Raw genomic sequence first — 13,764 nt, 5'->3', positions numbered from 1 at the left:
TCAGTCCGCCAGCAGGGCCAGCGCCAGACCGAGCCGGGCTTTCACGGGCGACAGGTCGTCGGCCGCCACAAAGGCCAGCCCGGGGTGCGGCACCACGTGGCCACGCGCACAGCGCGAGGTCAGCAGCACCGGCACGCCCCGCGCCTGGGCCACGTCCAAGGCTTCGGCCAGGGCCTGGTGCACCGTGCCATTGCCGGTGCCGGCCACCACGATGCCGCGCACCGCCTGGACGGGGTCGGTCTCGCCCTGCGCGAGCAAGGCCTGCACCATCGCACCGCCGGCATCGGCATGGCTGATGAGCAGCTCGACCCGGGGCAACGCATCGGCCGCGAGGAAGCGCGCCAGCGCGCCGGCATCGTGGTCACCACCTGTCGCGCGAACGTCCGCGGGCCAGGGCCGGAAGCGGCGCACGCGGCCCTCTTCCACACAAGCCACCGGGCCCGCGTCGCCCGAGTCAAAGGCGTCGGTCCGGTAGGTGTGGACCTTGCTCACGTCGGTCGCCGTGTGCACCTGCCCGGCGCACACCACCATCACGCCACCGGCGCCTGGTTCACGCGCCACGGCCACGGCATCGCTCAGGTTTTGCGGGCCGTCGGGTGTCAGTGCCGACGCCGGCCGCATCGCGCAGGTCAGCACCACGGGCTTGCGGGGCTGCAGCAGCTGCTGCAGCAGAAAAGCGGTTTCTTCCAAGGTGTCGGTGCCGTGGGTGATCACCACAGCGGCCACCGCAGGATCCTCCAGATGGTGTGCCAGCCGGCGCACCAGCGCCTGCCACACCGGCAGGCCCATGTCTTTGCTGTCCACCTGCGCCACCTGCTCGACCTCGCAGGACACACCGGCCAGCGCCGGCACGGCGGCCACCAGATCGGCCACGGCCACCTGGCCGGCCACATAACCCACGTTGTCCGAAGCTGCTGTGGCACGACCGGCAATGGTGCCGCCCGTGCCCAGAATCACCAGCCGTCGGGCCTCGTTTGCATCCACCACTTGCCATTCCTTTGAAACTGGTTAAAAATACAGGCACTGGATAAGAAAACAGGTACACGGCACAAAGCGCCACCTGGCTTTCGGTCCACACCGTGTCCATTCCCGGCAACCACGTTCTCAACGAGGTCCCCATGCTTGATCTGCCCCACACCGCTCCGAAGCTGACCGCGCGACAACAGCAAATTCTGGAACTCATCCAGACCGCCATCGCACGCACCGGCGCGCCACCCACCCGGGCCGAAATCGCGTCCGAGCTGGGCTTCAAGTCGGCCAACGCCGCAGAAGAACACCTGCAGGCACTGGCACGCAAAGGGGTCATCGAGCTGGTGAGTGGCACATCGCGCGGCATCCGCTTGCGCAGCGAAGACCTGGAGTCCATCAACCACTCGCGCGGGCGCCAGCTTACACTGCCGCTGCCCAGCCTGAGCCAGCTCATGCTGCCCCTGATCGGTCGTGTGGCGGCGGGCTCGCCGATTCTGGCGCAAGAGCATGTGGACCAGACCTACCACGTCGAGCGCAGCCTGTTCCAGCGCACGCCCGACTACCTGCTCAAGGTGCGTGGCATGTCCATGCGCGACATCGGCATCATCGACGGCGACCTGCTCGCCGTGCAGGCCACCAAGGAAGCCAAGAACGGCCAGATCGTGGTCGCCCGCCTGGGCGAAGACGTCACCGTGAAGCGCTTCATGCGGCGCCAGCACCTGATCGAATTGCACGCCGAAAACCCCGACTACAAAACCATCGTGGTCGAGCCGGGTGAACCGTTCGAAATCGAAGGCCTTGCCGTGGGCCTGATCCGCAACAGCTTTCAGCTCTGACCGGCTCCGGCCGGTGTCGCCTCCGCAGGTGGCGGGCGTTTGGTCCCGTGGGCATGGTGCCCGCGACAGGACACAACCCTGCGTTGGCGCTTGTTCTCAATCCTGCCTGTGTTCAACCCCATCAATGGAGTTTCGCATGGGAAAAATCTTTCAATCCAATACCTGGCGCGCCCCCCTGCAACTGATCGACTGCTGGCTGCCCTCACCGGCAATCCGCAAGACACCGGCGGCCAACGAACCGCTGGCCAGCCGTGCCGTGCAACGCTTCACACGTGCGGGCTGGCTCAAGCGCGGCGTGCCGTGCAATGCCGCGCCGCTGCTGAGCGCGGTGCCGGCCGTTGCAGACCCGGTCCACGCCACCTCCCGTGTGCGGGTGTTGCGCCAGACCGAAGCGCCAGTGGCGCAGCGGGCCAAGGTGCGGCTGGTGATCTCGGGCCGCATCAACGACGTCTGCGCCGAACTCGACCGGCTGGCAGACCAGGAGCGCCTGCTGGCCACGCGCGTTGCCTGATACCGGTGCGCGCCGCACGCAACCGCTGCGTTTCGGCGCGGGCCGCGCTGCAAGTGGCGGCCCTGCTTGTAACCAGCGGTCAGCTCTCCAGATTGGCCTGAGCGGGAAGGCACAATAGGGTCATGAATATCGTGATCCTCGATGACTATCAGGACGCTGTGCGCAAGCTGCGTTGTGCCGAAAAACTCGAAGCCTATCCGGCCAAGGTCTTCACCAATACCGTCAAGGGCGTGGGCCAGTTGTCCATCCGGCTGCGCGACGCCGACGTGGTGGTGCTGATCCGCGAACGCACACAGATCACGCGCCAGCTGGTCGAAAAACTGCCCCGACTGAAACTCATTGTCCAGACCGGACGCGTTGGCGGCCATGTCGACGTCAATGCCTGCACCGAACGCGGCATTGCCGTCGCCGACGGCGTGGGTTCACCGGTCGCCACGGCCGAGCTGACCTGGGGCCTGATCCTCACCTCCATGCGGCGCATTCCGCAGTACGTCTCCAACCTCAAGCACGGCGCCTGGCAGCAGGCCGGCCTGAAGGCGGCGGCCATGCCGGCCAACTTCGGTGTGGGCATGGTGCTGCGTGGCAAGACGCTGGGCATCTGGAGCTACGGCCGCATCGGCCAGATGGTGGCGAGCTACGGCCGCGCCTTCGGCATGCGCGTGGTGATCTGGGGCAGTGAAGAAAGCCGTGCCCGCGCCGCCGCCGATGGTTACGACGTGGCACCGAGCAAGACCGCCCTGTTTGAATCGGCCGACGTGCTGAGCCTGCACCTGCGCCTGAGCGAGAGCAGCGCGGGCTGCGTGACGGCCGAAGACCTGGCCTGCATGAAGACCACCGCCTTGCTGGTCAACACCTCACGCGCCGAACTCATCCAGCCCGAAGCGCTGATCGCCGGCCTGAACCGTGGCCGTCCGGGCCTGGCCGCGATCGATGTCTTCGAGTCCGAGCCCATCCTGCAGGGCCACGCCTTGCTGCGGCTGGAGAACTGCATCTGCACGCCACACATCGGCTACGTCGAGCAGGACAGCTACGAGATGTACTTCTCGGCGGCCTTCGACAACGTGGTGAACTTCATCAAGGGCACGCCGACCAACATCGTCAACCCCGGCGCCCTGCAGGTCCGGCGCTGAACAACGCGCCACCCGGCGCGCCACCATGAAAAAACGCCGGTTCATGCCGGCGTTTTTTGTGGGTTTCAGACCATCAGGCCTGGCCGCGAGGACTCGGCCAAAGGCCCTCAGCGTTTGCCACCGTCCTTGCCATCCAGGTCTTCCGGCGGCGAGAAGTCCAGCACCTCGAAGTCGATCATGTTGCTGACCGGTGAACGCGGCCCTTGCGGGGCTTGGGCACTCGGCTCCACCGGCGGCGACACCTCGGGCAGCGAGGCCTCGAAGGCCGAGAAGGCAGACAGGTCGTCGAGGTTCACGTCCAGCCCGATGCGCGAAGACACCGGAAAGTGCAGGTCCAGGCCCATGGGTTGGGTGTTGCGTGCGATCGTCGCGTCATCGGCGACAGCGCGTGCGGTCTCCGCGGCCGCCGACAAACGCCCTTCGGCTTTCAAAGGCTGCATGCGGGTGGCGCCGAACCCGGAGGCCCGAGCCGCGGGCGGATCGTCGCGCTTGACCAGGTCTTTGGCGATGGCGTGCAGCAGCAGCAGTTCGCGGTAGGCCTCCAGGTCAAACACCTCCACCGGGTCGTCGTTGGCGTCGCGGAAGATCGATTCTTCGATCAGGTCGAGCACGCGCGGCTGCGGCCAGAGCGACTGGATGCGGCTGAACGCGGTTTCGTAGGCTTCCAGGCCGCGCCCGACGTCCTCGTACTGCGAGAACGGCGGCGCACCGGCGTTGAACACGTGGTTGAACTCGTCGCGCAGCGCGTCGTAGTCCTTGCGACGGCCCAGGCGGTGGTACAGCTTGAACAGGTCGAGGTAGGCCAGCGGGCTGGGCTCGTGGCTCTCGGCCAGGTGGTTGCGCAGCACCTGGATGGCCTGCTCGTCTTCGCCCAGCGAGACGAAGAAATCGGCCTGCTGCTGCACGTCGAACAACTCTTCGGTGGCCACCGAACGCGAGACGCCGAGTGCGCTGGCCGAAAAGTCGCGCCGGTCGCGGGCCTGCAGCTCTTCGGTCACCAGGGGCGACAGGCTGTCGAGCGCGGAGTGATGACCCAGGTCGAGATCGATTTCCTGCGTGTCCTGCTCCACTGGCGCCACCACCGGGGCCGGCACCTTGCGGCGCGGCTCCTGCGGCACGTTGCGCGGAATCTGTTCGGCCACGGCCTTGTCCGCCGGGTCTGCCGACCACCAGGCACGTGAGGCCTGCGTGCCGTCCGCCGCTGCCGCGCGCCGGCGCGACAACACCAACAGCGCGAGCAAGGCCAGCAACAGCAAGCCACCGAGCAGGTACACCAGCCAGTTGCGGTAACGCTGGTCGCGTGCCTGTTCGAGCTGGCTGTTGAGCTCGTTGATGCTGGTCGTGCTCTGGCCCTGCGCGGCGCGCAACTGGGCAGCCTCGGCTTCGAGCGCGGCCAGCCGTTGTGCGTCGTGCAGCACGTCTTCGGGCGTGGCGTTGATGGCCTTCCACAGCAGCCCGGCGGCGGCGCGGGTCTCTTCGGTGCTGGAGCCGGGCTCGCTCAGCAGCGAGGGCGACAGCTTGAGCACCGGGTTGCGTTCGATGCCGGGATCGAGGTCGATCGGGTCCAGCGTGAGCCGCGGTGCGGCCGGGGCCGCAGCAGCAGGCGCAGCGCGGCGCACCACGCTGGGCGGGCGTGCGGCCGGGGCGCGTGTCGCGCTGGCGGCGGCCGTGCGCGCAGGGGCTGCGGCACTAGATGCTGACGCGGCAGGTCGGTTGTTGCTGCGCGCTGCGGCAGCGCCTTCACCGGCACCCGGTGCCTCTGCCGCGCGCACAGTTGCTGGTGATGGCGCGGCGCTGGCCGGTGCCGCGGCCATCGGCTCGTTGAGGGGATCGGCCAGCAATACGAAGCGGCGCGTGAAAGGCCTGCCGCAACCCGCTTTCACATACAGGGTGACGATGGGCTCGTTGATCGCGATGCTGGACTGGATGCGGACCGAGGCCTCGGCATCGGGTGCGGTCTTTTGCGGTGTGCTGCGCACGGCACCCGCCGGAATCTGGCTGTCGCCGTAATACACATCCGCCGTCAGGCACTGGTTGCTCAGGTCATCACCTGGTGCCAACAACACCTGCACCCGGACATCCAGTGGTTGGCCAATGATGGCGGCCCCACTGTGCCGCCCAAGAGTGGCGGCGGAACAGCTCAGCGCAGTTGATAGCAGAATACAGGCTGTCCATGTCTGGCGCACGTCGGAAGTCCTTCGATTTTTTCGTTTGGCCATTCTGTCATAGCTCCAGACAGCTTCTTTCCAAATACGACACACAAATGCAACCCATATTTCCGAAAGCAGGCATCGTAGGAACCGGCGCGATGGGCCGCGGCATCGCCCAGATGGCCGCCCAGGCAGGCAGCGAGGTCTGGCTGTTTGACCTTCAACCCGGTGCCGCTGAAGCCGCGCGCGCTGCCCTTCAAACCACCTGGCAGACCCTGGTGGGCAAGAACCGCATGGACACGGAGCAGATGGAGTCCTGCCTGTCGCGCCTGCACCTGGCCACGGCCCTGACCGACCTCGCGCCCTGCGATCTGGTGGTGGAAGCCATCGTCGAACGGCTGGACGTAAAGCAGCGCCTGTTCGCCGACCTCGAAGCCATCGTCGGTCCCGACGCAGTGCTGGCCACCAACACGTCCTCGCTCTCGGTCACCTCCATCGCCGCCGCCCTCAAGCGGCCCGCCCAGCTCGCCGGTTACCACTTCTTCAACCCGGTGCCGCTGATGAAGGTGGTTGAAGTCATCGCCGGCCTCAAGACCAGCGCCGCTGTCTGCCAACGCCTGACCGACTACTCCCGCCAGTTCGGCCACACCCCGGTCACCGCGCAAGACACGCCGGGCTTCATCGTCAACCACGCCGGCCGCGGCTACGGCACCGAGGCCCTGCGGGTGGTGGGCGAGCGCGTGGCCGACTTCGCCACCATCGACCGCATCCTGAAAGACCAGGTGGGCTTCAAGCTCGGCCCCTTCGAGCTGATGGACCTGACCGCGCTGGACGTGTCGCACCCGGTGATGGAGTCGATCTACCACCAGTACTTTGAAGAACCGCGCTACCGCCCGAGCGTGATCACCGCGCAGCGCCTGGCCGGCGGCGTGGTCGGCAAGAAGGTCGGTGAAGGTTTTTATGTGTATGACAAGGGCGTGGCCCAGGTGCCTGCGGAGCCGCCCGTGCCCACGGTGGCCAACCTGCCACCGGTGTGGGTGTCGCCCAAAGCGGCGCGCCGGCCCGAGCTCTACCAGTTGCTGAAAGACCTGGGCGCGCGCATCGAGACCGGTGCCGCACCGTCGGCGGAAGCGCTCATCCTGGTCGCCCCGCTCGGCCTGGACGTGACCACGCTGGCCGCGGTCGAGCGCCTCGACGCCTCGCGCACCATGGGCATCGACATGATGCTGGACGACGCGTCCACCCGCCGCCGCGTGCTGGCCACCAACCCGGCCACCCGCAGCGACATGCGCGACGCGGCCCACGCGCTGTTCGCCAGCGACGGCAAGGCCGTGAGCGTGGTGCGCGACAGTGGTGGCTTCGTCACGCAGCGCGTGGTGGCGACCATCATCAACATCGCCACCGACATGTGCCAGCAAGGCGTCTGCTCGCCGGCCGACCTGGACGTGGCGGTCACGCTCGGCCTGGGCTACCCCGCCGGCCCGCTGGCCCTGGGCGACCGCATCGGCCCGACCAACGTTCTGGAGATCCTGTTCAACCTGCAGACCGTCTACGGCGACCCGCGTTACCGCCCTTCGCCCTGGCTGCGCCGCCGCGGCGCGCTGGGCCTGAGCCTGACGCACGAGGAAGCCTGAGCGCTGCGCCCCTGCACCACCTCGCGCCTCCCCCGCGCGGGGCCACACCCGTGTCCCGGCCTGGCCGGTGCCACGGTGTGGGCCGGCAGCGGCCCGGCGACACCTCTTCAACAGCCAACCAGCGAAAGCCTCACCACATGACCGCCAGCCTCAAGAGCCACAGCCATGGCCAGACCATGGTGCTGACCATCAGCAACCCCGAGCATCGCAACGCGCTGGGCCCCGACATGTACGCCGCCGGCGTTGAAGCGCTCAACATCGCCGAGAGCAGCCCGGAGGTTCGCAGCGTCGTGATCACAGGCGAAGGCGGCAACTTCTGCGCGGGTGGCAACCTGCAGCGCCTGCTCGCCAACCGGCAGCAAGCGCCCGAGGTGCAAGCCCAGAGCATCGAGGGTTTGCACAACTGGATCGAAACCATCCGCGCGTTCCCCAAGCCGGTGGTGGCGGCGGTGGAAGGTGCCTGCGCCGGTGCAGGCTTCTCACTCGCGCTGGCCTGTGACCTGATCGTGGCGGCACAAGGCAGCGTGTTCGTGATGGCCTACGCCAACGTCGGCCTCTCACCCGACGGCGGTGCCACCTGGAGCCTGATGCGCGCCCTGCCCCGCGCCACCGCCTTGCAGTTGTTGCTGTGTGGCGACCGCGTCGGTGCCGAGCGGCTGCAGCAACTGGGTGTGGTGAGCCAGGTCAGCAGCACCGGCGAATCACTGGCCGATGCGCTGTCCTTGTGCGAGCGCCTGAACGCGCGCGCGCCCAATGCGCTGGCGAGCATCAAGGAACTCGCCAACGACGCCGCCACCGTGGCGCTGCACGCGCAGCTCGATGCCGAGCGCGATCATTTCGTGCGCAACCTGCACCACGCCAACGCGGGCGAAGGCATCGCCGCCTTCATGGAAAAACGCCCGGCCAACTACCGCTGACACGGCCCGGAGCCTGCGCGGAAGACCCTTCTGCGCACATACCCTGATCCATGTGCCACGTCCCAGTGGCGACAATGAATCACTTTCCAGTCACTCAAAAGACAGCCTATGGACGAACCGATTCTGACAATGGAAGAACGCGAGGCGATCAACAACGGTCGCTGGTTCAGCAGTCTTTCACCTTCCCTGCGTCACGACATTCTCCGATGCGCCCACGTCAAGCGATTCAAGGACGGCGACCTGATCGTCGCCCGCGGCGACCCGCCGGCCGAATGGTCGGCAGTGGCCCGCGGCGCGGTGCGCGTGAGCTCCACCTCGCTCTCGGGCAAGCAGATCACGCTGACCTATGTGGAGCCGGGCGTGTGGTTCGGCGATGTGGCGATGTTCGACGGCGACCAGCGCACGCACGATGCGTATGCACATGGCGTGACCACGCTGCTGTGCGTGGCACGCACCGACTTCCAGAAGATCCTGACCGCGCACGTCGAGCTGTACGAAGCGCTGATGCGCCTGCAGGCGCGGCGCATCCGCACGCTGTTCGGCCTGGTGGAAGACCTCAACACCTTGCCGCTGCGCGCACGCCTGGCCAAACAGCTGCTGCACCTGGTGCGCAGCTACGGCGTGCCCTGCCTGGCCGATGGCAGCGAGATGCGCATCGGCCTGCAACTGGCGCAGGAAGAACTGGCGCAATTGCTGGGCGCCTCACGCCAGCGCGTCAACCAGGAACTCAAATCGATGGAGCGCGAGGAAGCGATCCGCATCGAACAAGGCGGCCTGGTGGTGCGCAACCGCAGCATGCTGATGCGCATCGCCGAAGCCGAGACCTGACCCTCCCCGCGGCGCGCTCGCGGTTGAGGGTTCTGGCCATTCCACCCCACATGGCCACGGGCCACCACACCGCATGAGCGAAACACAGCACTTCACCGGCACGCGTGCCGTTACCGGACAACACGCTTTCGACGTCTCCGCCCTGGAGCGCTGGCTGCACACCGCCCTGCCGGGGTTTGCCGGCCCGCTCAGCGTCGAGCTGTTCAAGGGCGGCCAGTCCAATCCGACCTACAAGCTGATCACGCCGCAGCGCGCCTACGTCATGCGCGCCAAGCCCGGCCCGGTGGCCAAGCTGCTGCCGTCGGCCCACGCCATCGAACGCGAGTTCCGCGTCATGAGCGCGCTGCAAGGCAGCGCCGTGCCGGTGCCCGAGATGCATGTGCTGTGCGAAGACGAATCGGTGATCGGCCGCGCCTTCTACGTGATGGAGTACCTGGAAGGCCGCGTGCTCTGGGACCAGGCCCTGCCCGGCCTGACGCCCGCAGAGCGCAGCGAGATCTACGACGAGATGAACCGCGTGATCGCCGCGCTGCACACCGTCAAGCCGCTGCAGATCGGGCTCGACGGTTATGGCAAACCCGGCAACTACTTCGAGCGCCAGATCGGCCGCTGGAGCAAGCAGTACCAGGCGTCCATCACACAGCCGATTGCCGAGATGGACCGGCTGATGGAATGGCTGCCCGCCAACATTCCGGCCATGGCGCGCAACGAGTCCCTGCTGTCCGTGGTGCACGGCGACTTCCGCCTCGACAACCTGATGTTCCATCCGACGGAGCCACGCGTGCTGGCCGTGCTGGACTGGGAACTCTCCACCCTGGGCCACCCGCTGGCCGATTTCAGCTACCACTGCATGTCCTGGCACATCCCGCCGGGCCTGTTCCGCGGCATCAGCGGGCTGGACCTGCCCACTCTGGGCATCCCCTGCGAAGACGACTACATCGCGCGCTACTGCGCGCGCACCGGGCTGGCCGAACCGGCGCAGCTCAAGGCCGACTGGAACTTCTACCTCGCCTACAACATGTTCCGCCTCGCAGCCATCCTGCAAGGCATTGCCAAGCGCGTGGAAGCCGGCACCGCCTCCAGCGACCAGGCGGTGAAGTCCGCCGCAGGCGCCCGCCCCATGGCCGAGCTGGCCTGGCGCTTCGCCAGCAGCAGCCCCCGCTGACCCTCCTACACCCCACACACACTTTCCACTGGAGACACGATGAATTTCGACTACACCGACAAAGTCAAGGACATGCGCGAGCGCCTGCTGGCGTTCATGGACGAGCACATCTACCCGAACGAAGCGCGCTTCTACGCCGAGATCGCGGCCAACCGCGCCGCGGGCAACCCCTGGGTGCCCACCCGAATCGTCGAAGAGCTCAAGCCCAAGGCCCAGCAGGCCGGCCTGTGGAACCTGTTCCTGCCGCGCAGCCCGCGCGCACCGCAAGGCCTGTCCAACCTCGAGTACGCGCCGATGTGCGAGATCATGGGCCGCGTGCCCTTCGCGGCCGAGATCTTCAACTGCTCGGCACCCGACACCGGCAACATGGAAACCTTCGAGCGCTACGCCAGCGAAGAACTCAAGGACCAGTGGCTCGAGCCCCTGCTGCGCGGCGAGATCCGCTCCGCCTTCCTGATGACCGAGCCCGAAGTGGCCTCGTCGGACGCCACCAACATCCAGTGCAGCATCGAGCGCGACGGCGACCACTACGTCATCAACGGCCGCAAGTGGTGGTCGTCCGGTGCCGGCGACCCGCGTTGCGCCGTCTACATCGTGATGGGCAAGACCAACCCCGATGCACCACGCCACTCGCAGCAGTCGATGATCATCGTGCCGGCCAACGCGCAGGGCATCACCGTCGTGCGGCCGCTCTCGGTGTTCGGTTACGACGACGCGCCGCACGGCCACATGGAAGTGGTGCTGAAGAACGTGCGCGTGCCGGTCGGCAACATCCTGCTCGGCGAAGGCCGCGGCTTCGAGATCGCGCAAGGCCGCCTTGGCCCGGGCCGCATCCACCACTGCATGCGCTCCATCGGCGCCGCCGAGCGCGCACTGGAGCTGATGTGCAAACGCCTCAACAGCCGCATCGCGTTCGGCAAACCGGTGTCCGCGCAGTCGGTGTGGCACGAGCGCATTGCCGACGCACGCTGCCGCATCGAGATGGCGCGCCTGCTCACGCTCAAGGCCGCCTACATGATGGACACGGTGGGCAACAAGGTGGCCAAGGCCGAGATCGCGATGATCAAGGTGGTGGCGCCCACCATGGCCTGCGACATCATCGACATGGCCATCCAGGCCCATGGCGGCGGTGGCGTGAGCGACGATTTCCCACTTGCCTATGCCTATGCCGGCCAGCGCACCCTGCGGCTGGCCGACGGCCCGGACGAAGTGCACCGCCAGTCCATCGCCAAGCTCGAACTCGCCAAGCACATGCTCGTCAAGACCGAGGTCGAGATGCCGATCACGCGCGGCAGCTGACGCAACAGGCCGGGCGCTTTTCCCGCGCCCGTTCACGGGCCCCTGCTTTGCCTTAGAGTGGCCGTCCCGAAAACCCATTCTTTTCTGAGCACCGAGGCAAACCCATGATCGACGTCTACTCCTGGCCCACCCCCAACGGACACAAGGTCCACATCATGCTGGAGGAGTGCGGATTCCGCCTGGGCCGCGACTGGCAGGTGCACGCGGTCGACATCGGCAAGGGCGATCAGTTCCAGCCCGACTTCCTCAAGATCAGCCCGAACAACAAGATCCCCGCGCTGGTCGACAGCGCCGGCCCTGACGGTAAAAGCATCAGCCTGTTCGAGTCGGGTGCGATCCTGCTCTACCTCGCCAGCAAGACCGGCAAGTTCCTGCCCAGGAGCGACCGCGCGAAGTTCAAGGCGCTGGAGTGGCTGATGTTCCAGATGGGCGGTGTCGGCCCGATGCTGGGGCAGGCACACCACTTCCGCATCTACGCGCCCGAGAAGATCGACTACGCCGTGAACCGCTACACCAACGAGGCCAAGCGCCTCTACGGCGTGATGGACCGGCAACTGGCCGAGCAGAAGTTCATCGCCGGCAACCAGTACAGCATCGCCGACATCGCCATCTTCCCCTGGCTGCGCAGCTGGCAGAACCAGGGCATCGACTGGGCCGACTACCCTCGTTTGAAGGTCTGGTTCGACACCATCGCGGCCCGACCGGCCGTGCAACGCGGTGTCGCAGTGCTCGCCGGCGCACGCAAACCGGGCACCGACGACAAGGCCCGCGAAATGCTGTTTGGAAAAACTCAGTACGAAAAGCGTTGAGCGCGCCGAAAACGGCCAATTCAGCGAGTACAATTCGCCGCTTAGTCGGAGCGTAGCGCAGCCTGGTAGCGCATCTGCTTTGGGAGCAGAGGGTCGCGAGTTCGAATCCCGCCGCTCCGACCATTTCTTTTCAGAAACAAAAAGGCCCACAGTGTGGGCCTTTTTTGTATCACCAGCGGTCACGCTCTCTGCCCGTAGCTCAACTGGATAGAGCAGCTGCCTTCTAAGCAGCAGGTCGGGGGTTCGAGTCCCTCCGGGCAGACCACATCATCCCCCCCATCGCGTTTGCAGTACGGCAACCCGCACCGGTCTTGCCCTCTGCATCGCGCACCCGGCAATCCGCGCCGAAGCGCGCAAGCGCCAGCATGCCGCCCGCGAGCAACTCAATCTCCAGGCTGGTTCAACTGAACCTCAAGCCAATGAGAAGCTGGCCCATACAGCTGCACGCCTGCCTCGCACATCGCGGCAAGGTCTTCGAGGTTCGTGTCCTCTTCCGCCATCCAAGACGTGGAGCAATGCGGCTCGCCCTTTGACTGGGCGACGCCTTTGCTCCAACACAACCGATAGAACCGCATACAAACCCTTTGATCCTGATTCACCACCACCCGAACGGTACGACGTCGTACCGCATTTAACAAACTTTTGCGGATGGGTTCGCCTACACCTTGTAGGGCTTGTCCCGGGCGCGACATGCGGGCGGGCGGGAGGGTGGTCGGAAAGCAGTCATCGCGTTGATCGGCCCGCGGAGTGAGAGGCCCATCGAAACGGATCAGAAGGTCTGAATTCTTGGGGTGAAGCGCACCCCTCTGGAAGAAACCTCAAGTGCCTCAGCCCCCTAGAGACGAGGCCCAGGTGTCTTCGTGAACGATTTTCACAGGGGCGCCTTTTTGGCGGTGCTCCATCGCCTTCTCAATCTTCGTGCCAAAGACCCCGTGCTTCCACTCGGCGCTACCGAGTCCACCTACAACAAGGTAATTGAGCTTCTTCGTCACCCCGCCAATCACACCACCGCGGCGCACGACCGCCGCCTCGCAGACGCTGCGATGTCCGAAAACAAAGTCGCCCGTGAAGCAAAACAATCGTTCACTGTGCTCGATCGTCGCCTCCTCATCGAATGCCAGGGCCGTCACGCGTGGCGTTTCGGCCAGGCTGTCCAGCGCTCCACCGAGGAGAGCCTCCAGCGTGCTGGTCAGGTGCTCTCGCTCTTGTTGGGTGACGACACCATCAGCCAGTATCTGTTTCACCTGGGCGTGAATCACAGAGCCCGGCCATATCAGCGAAACGTTCTTCGCCCCTTCAAGCCAGCCATCGAGGAACGCGATTTCCCGATCATGGAGTTGTCCATCGGCAAGGATGCCTTGCACGATGCCCACCAGCGCTGCGCACGTCTGGCGCATCTCGTTTCGAAAAGCGGCTGCTTGCCGCGTGTACAAAGCGTTTGCGTCCATAAGCCCTCCTCGCGGAATCTTCGCGGCAGGCGGCGAAACGCATCGTCGGGTTTTCCCCTTGAGTGCTT

At 66.2% G+C, this 13,764-nt stretch carries 12 protein-coding genes and 2 tRNA genes; 11 read left to right on the top strand and 3 right to left on the bottom strand.

The annotated features are described in order from the left end of the window. Positions 1–987: an asparaginase gene (locus HPA01S_RS00660; protein ID WP_066265354.1), complete on the bottom strand. Its 987-nt coding sequence runs from the start codon at positions 985–987 to the stop codon at positions 1–3. 131 nt (positions 988–1,118) lie between these two features. On the opposite strand from HPA01S_RS00660, the gene lexA reads away from it, so the two are divergent. From lexA to HPA01S_RS00645, 3 genes are all read left to right on the top strand, one after another. Further along, complete coding sequence (lexA, locus tag HPA01S_RS00655; RefSeq protein WP_066265353.1) at positions 1,119–1,805, top strand: transcriptional repressor LexA; 687 nt, start codon at positions 1,119–1,121, stop codon at positions 1,803–1,805. Positions 1,806–1,941: 136 nt separating this feature from the next. Further along, a complete protein-coding gene (locus tag HPA01S_RS00650) occupies positions 1,942–2,316 on the top strand; it encodes a hypothetical protein (protein WP_157084849.1) in 375 nt (124 codons plus the stop codon). Between the two features lie 122 nt (positions 2,317–2,438). Then, positions 2,439–3,446: a D-2-hydroxyacid dehydrogenase family protein gene (locus HPA01S_RS00645; RefSeq protein WP_066265350.1), complete on the top strand. Its 1,008-nt coding sequence runs from the start codon at positions 2,439–2,441 to the stop codon at positions 3,444–3,446. A 107-nt stretch (positions 3,447–3,553) separates the two neighbouring features. Here HPA01S_RS00645 and HPA01S_RS00640 read toward each other — a convergent pair whose 3' ends face one another. Further along, the gene (locus HPA01S_RS00640; protein WP_157084848.1) at positions 3,554–5,506 is read right to left on the bottom strand and encodes a hypothetical protein; all 1,953 of its coding nucleotides are present in this window, start codon (positions 5,504–5,506) and stop codon (positions 3,554–3,556) included. Between the two features lie 203 nt (positions 5,507–5,709). On the opposite strand from HPA01S_RS00640, the gene HPA01S_RS00635 reads away from it, so the two are divergent. The 8 genes from HPA01S_RS00635 to HPA01S_RS00600 all read left to right on the top strand — a co-directional run bounded on the left by HPA01S_RS00635 (position 5,710) and on the right by HPA01S_RS00600 (position 12,513). Beyond that, entirely contained in the window at positions 5,710–7,230 is a 1,521-nt protein-coding gene (locus HPA01S_RS00635; protein WP_066265345.1) for a 3-hydroxyacyl-CoA dehydrogenase, read from the top strand. Between the two features lie 137 nt (positions 7,231–7,367). Beyond that, the gene (locus HPA01S_RS00630; RefSeq protein ID WP_066265335.1) at positions 7,368–8,147 is read left to right on the top strand and encodes an oxepin-CoA hydrolase, alternative type; all 780 of its coding nucleotides are present in this window, start codon (positions 7,368–7,370) and stop codon (positions 8,145–8,147) included. Between the two features lie 108 nt (positions 8,148–8,255). Next, a complete protein-coding gene (locus HPA01S_RS00625; protein ID WP_066265333.1) occupies positions 8,256–8,975 on the top strand; it encodes a Crp/Fnr family transcriptional regulator in 720 nt (239 codons plus the stop codon). A 73-nt stretch (positions 8,976–9,048) separates the two neighbouring features. Then, a complete protein-coding gene (locus tag HPA01S_RS00620) occupies positions 9,049–10,140 on the top strand; it encodes a phosphotransferase (RefSeq protein WP_066265331.1) in 1,092 nt (363 codons plus the stop codon). A gap of 39 nt (positions 10,141–10,179) precedes the next feature. Beyond that, positions 10,180–11,439, top strand: a complete 1,260-nt coding sequence (locus HPA01S_RS00615) for an acyl-CoA dehydrogenase family protein (protein WP_066265327.1) — start codon at positions 10,180–10,182, stop codon at positions 11,437–11,439. A gap of 104 nt (positions 11,440–11,543) precedes the next feature. After that, positions 11,544–12,248 carry a glutathione binding-like protein gene (locus HPA01S_RS00610; protein ID WP_066265325.1) on the top strand — a complete coding sequence of 235 codons (705 nt, stop codon included), beginning with the start codon at positions 11,544–11,546 and terminating at the stop codon, positions 12,246–12,248. 46 nt (positions 12,249–12,294) lie between these two features. Further along, positions 12,295–12,371, top strand: a tRNA-Pro gene (locus HPA01S_RS00605). A 65-nt stretch (positions 12,372–12,436) separates the two neighbouring features. Beyond that, positions 12,437–12,513 (top strand) — tRNA-Arg (locus HPA01S_RS00600). Positions 12,514–13,075: 562 nt separating this feature from the next. Here HPA01S_RS00600 and HPA01S_RS00590 read toward each other — a convergent pair. After that, a complete protein-coding gene (locus tag HPA01S_RS00590; protein ID WP_066265319.1) occupies positions 13,076–13,696 on the bottom strand; it encodes an NAD-dependent DNA ligase in 621 nt (206 codons plus the stop codon). Between the last annotated feature and the right edge of the window lie 68 nt (positions 13,697–13,764).

It is taken from the genome of Hydrogenophaga palleronii NBRC 102513 (genome assembly GCF_001571225.1).
Lineage (GTDB): Bacteria > Pseudomonadota > Gammaproteobacteria > Burkholderiales > Burkholderiaceae_C > Hydrogenophaga > Hydrogenophaga palleronii.
Note: the sequence above shows the minus strand (reverse complement) of the source record. Positions and strands in the feature narration are given on the sequence as shown.

Bases quoted from the DNA above. Each gene is read 5' to 3' on its own strand.
- HPA01S_RS00630 (WP_066265335.1), top strand. From the start codon at position 7,368: ATGACCGCCAGCCTCAAGAGCCACAGCCATGGCCAGACCATGGTGCTG.
- HPA01S_RS00645 (WP_066265350.1), top strand. From the start codon at position 2,439: ATGAATATCGTGATCCTCGATGACTATCAGGACGCTGTGCGCAAGCTG.
- HPA01S_RS00620 (WP_066265331.1), top strand. From the start codon at position 9,049: ATGAGCGAAACACAGCACTTCACCGGCACGCGTGCCGTTACCGGACAA.
- lexA (WP_066265353.1), top strand. From the start codon at position 1,119: ATGCTTGATCTGCCCCACACCGCTCCGAAGCTGACCGCGCGACAACAG.
- HPA01S_RS00625 (WP_066265333.1), top strand. From the start codon at position 8,256: ATGGACGAACCGATTCTGACAATGGAAGAACGCGAGGCGATCAACAAC.
- HPA01S_RS00610 (WP_066265325.1), top strand. From the start codon at position 11,544: ATGATCGACGTCTACTCCTGGCCCACCCCCAACGGACACAAGGTCCAC.
- HPA01S_RS00615 (WP_066265327.1), top strand. From the start codon at position 10,180: ATGAATTTCGACTACACCGACAAAGTCAAGGACATGCGCGAGCGCCTG.
- HPA01S_RS00590 (WP_066265319.1), bottom strand. From the start codon at position 13,696: ATGGACGCAAACGCTTTGTACACGCGGCAAGCAGCCGCTTTTCGAAAC.
- HPA01S_RS00635 (WP_066265345.1), top strand. From the start codon at position 5,710: ATGCAACCCATATTTCCGAAAGCAGGCATCGTAGGAACCGGCGCGATG.
- HPA01S_RS00650 (WP_157084849.1), top strand. From the start codon at position 1,942: ATGGGAAAAATCTTTCAATCCAATACCTGGCGCGCCCCCCTGCAACTG.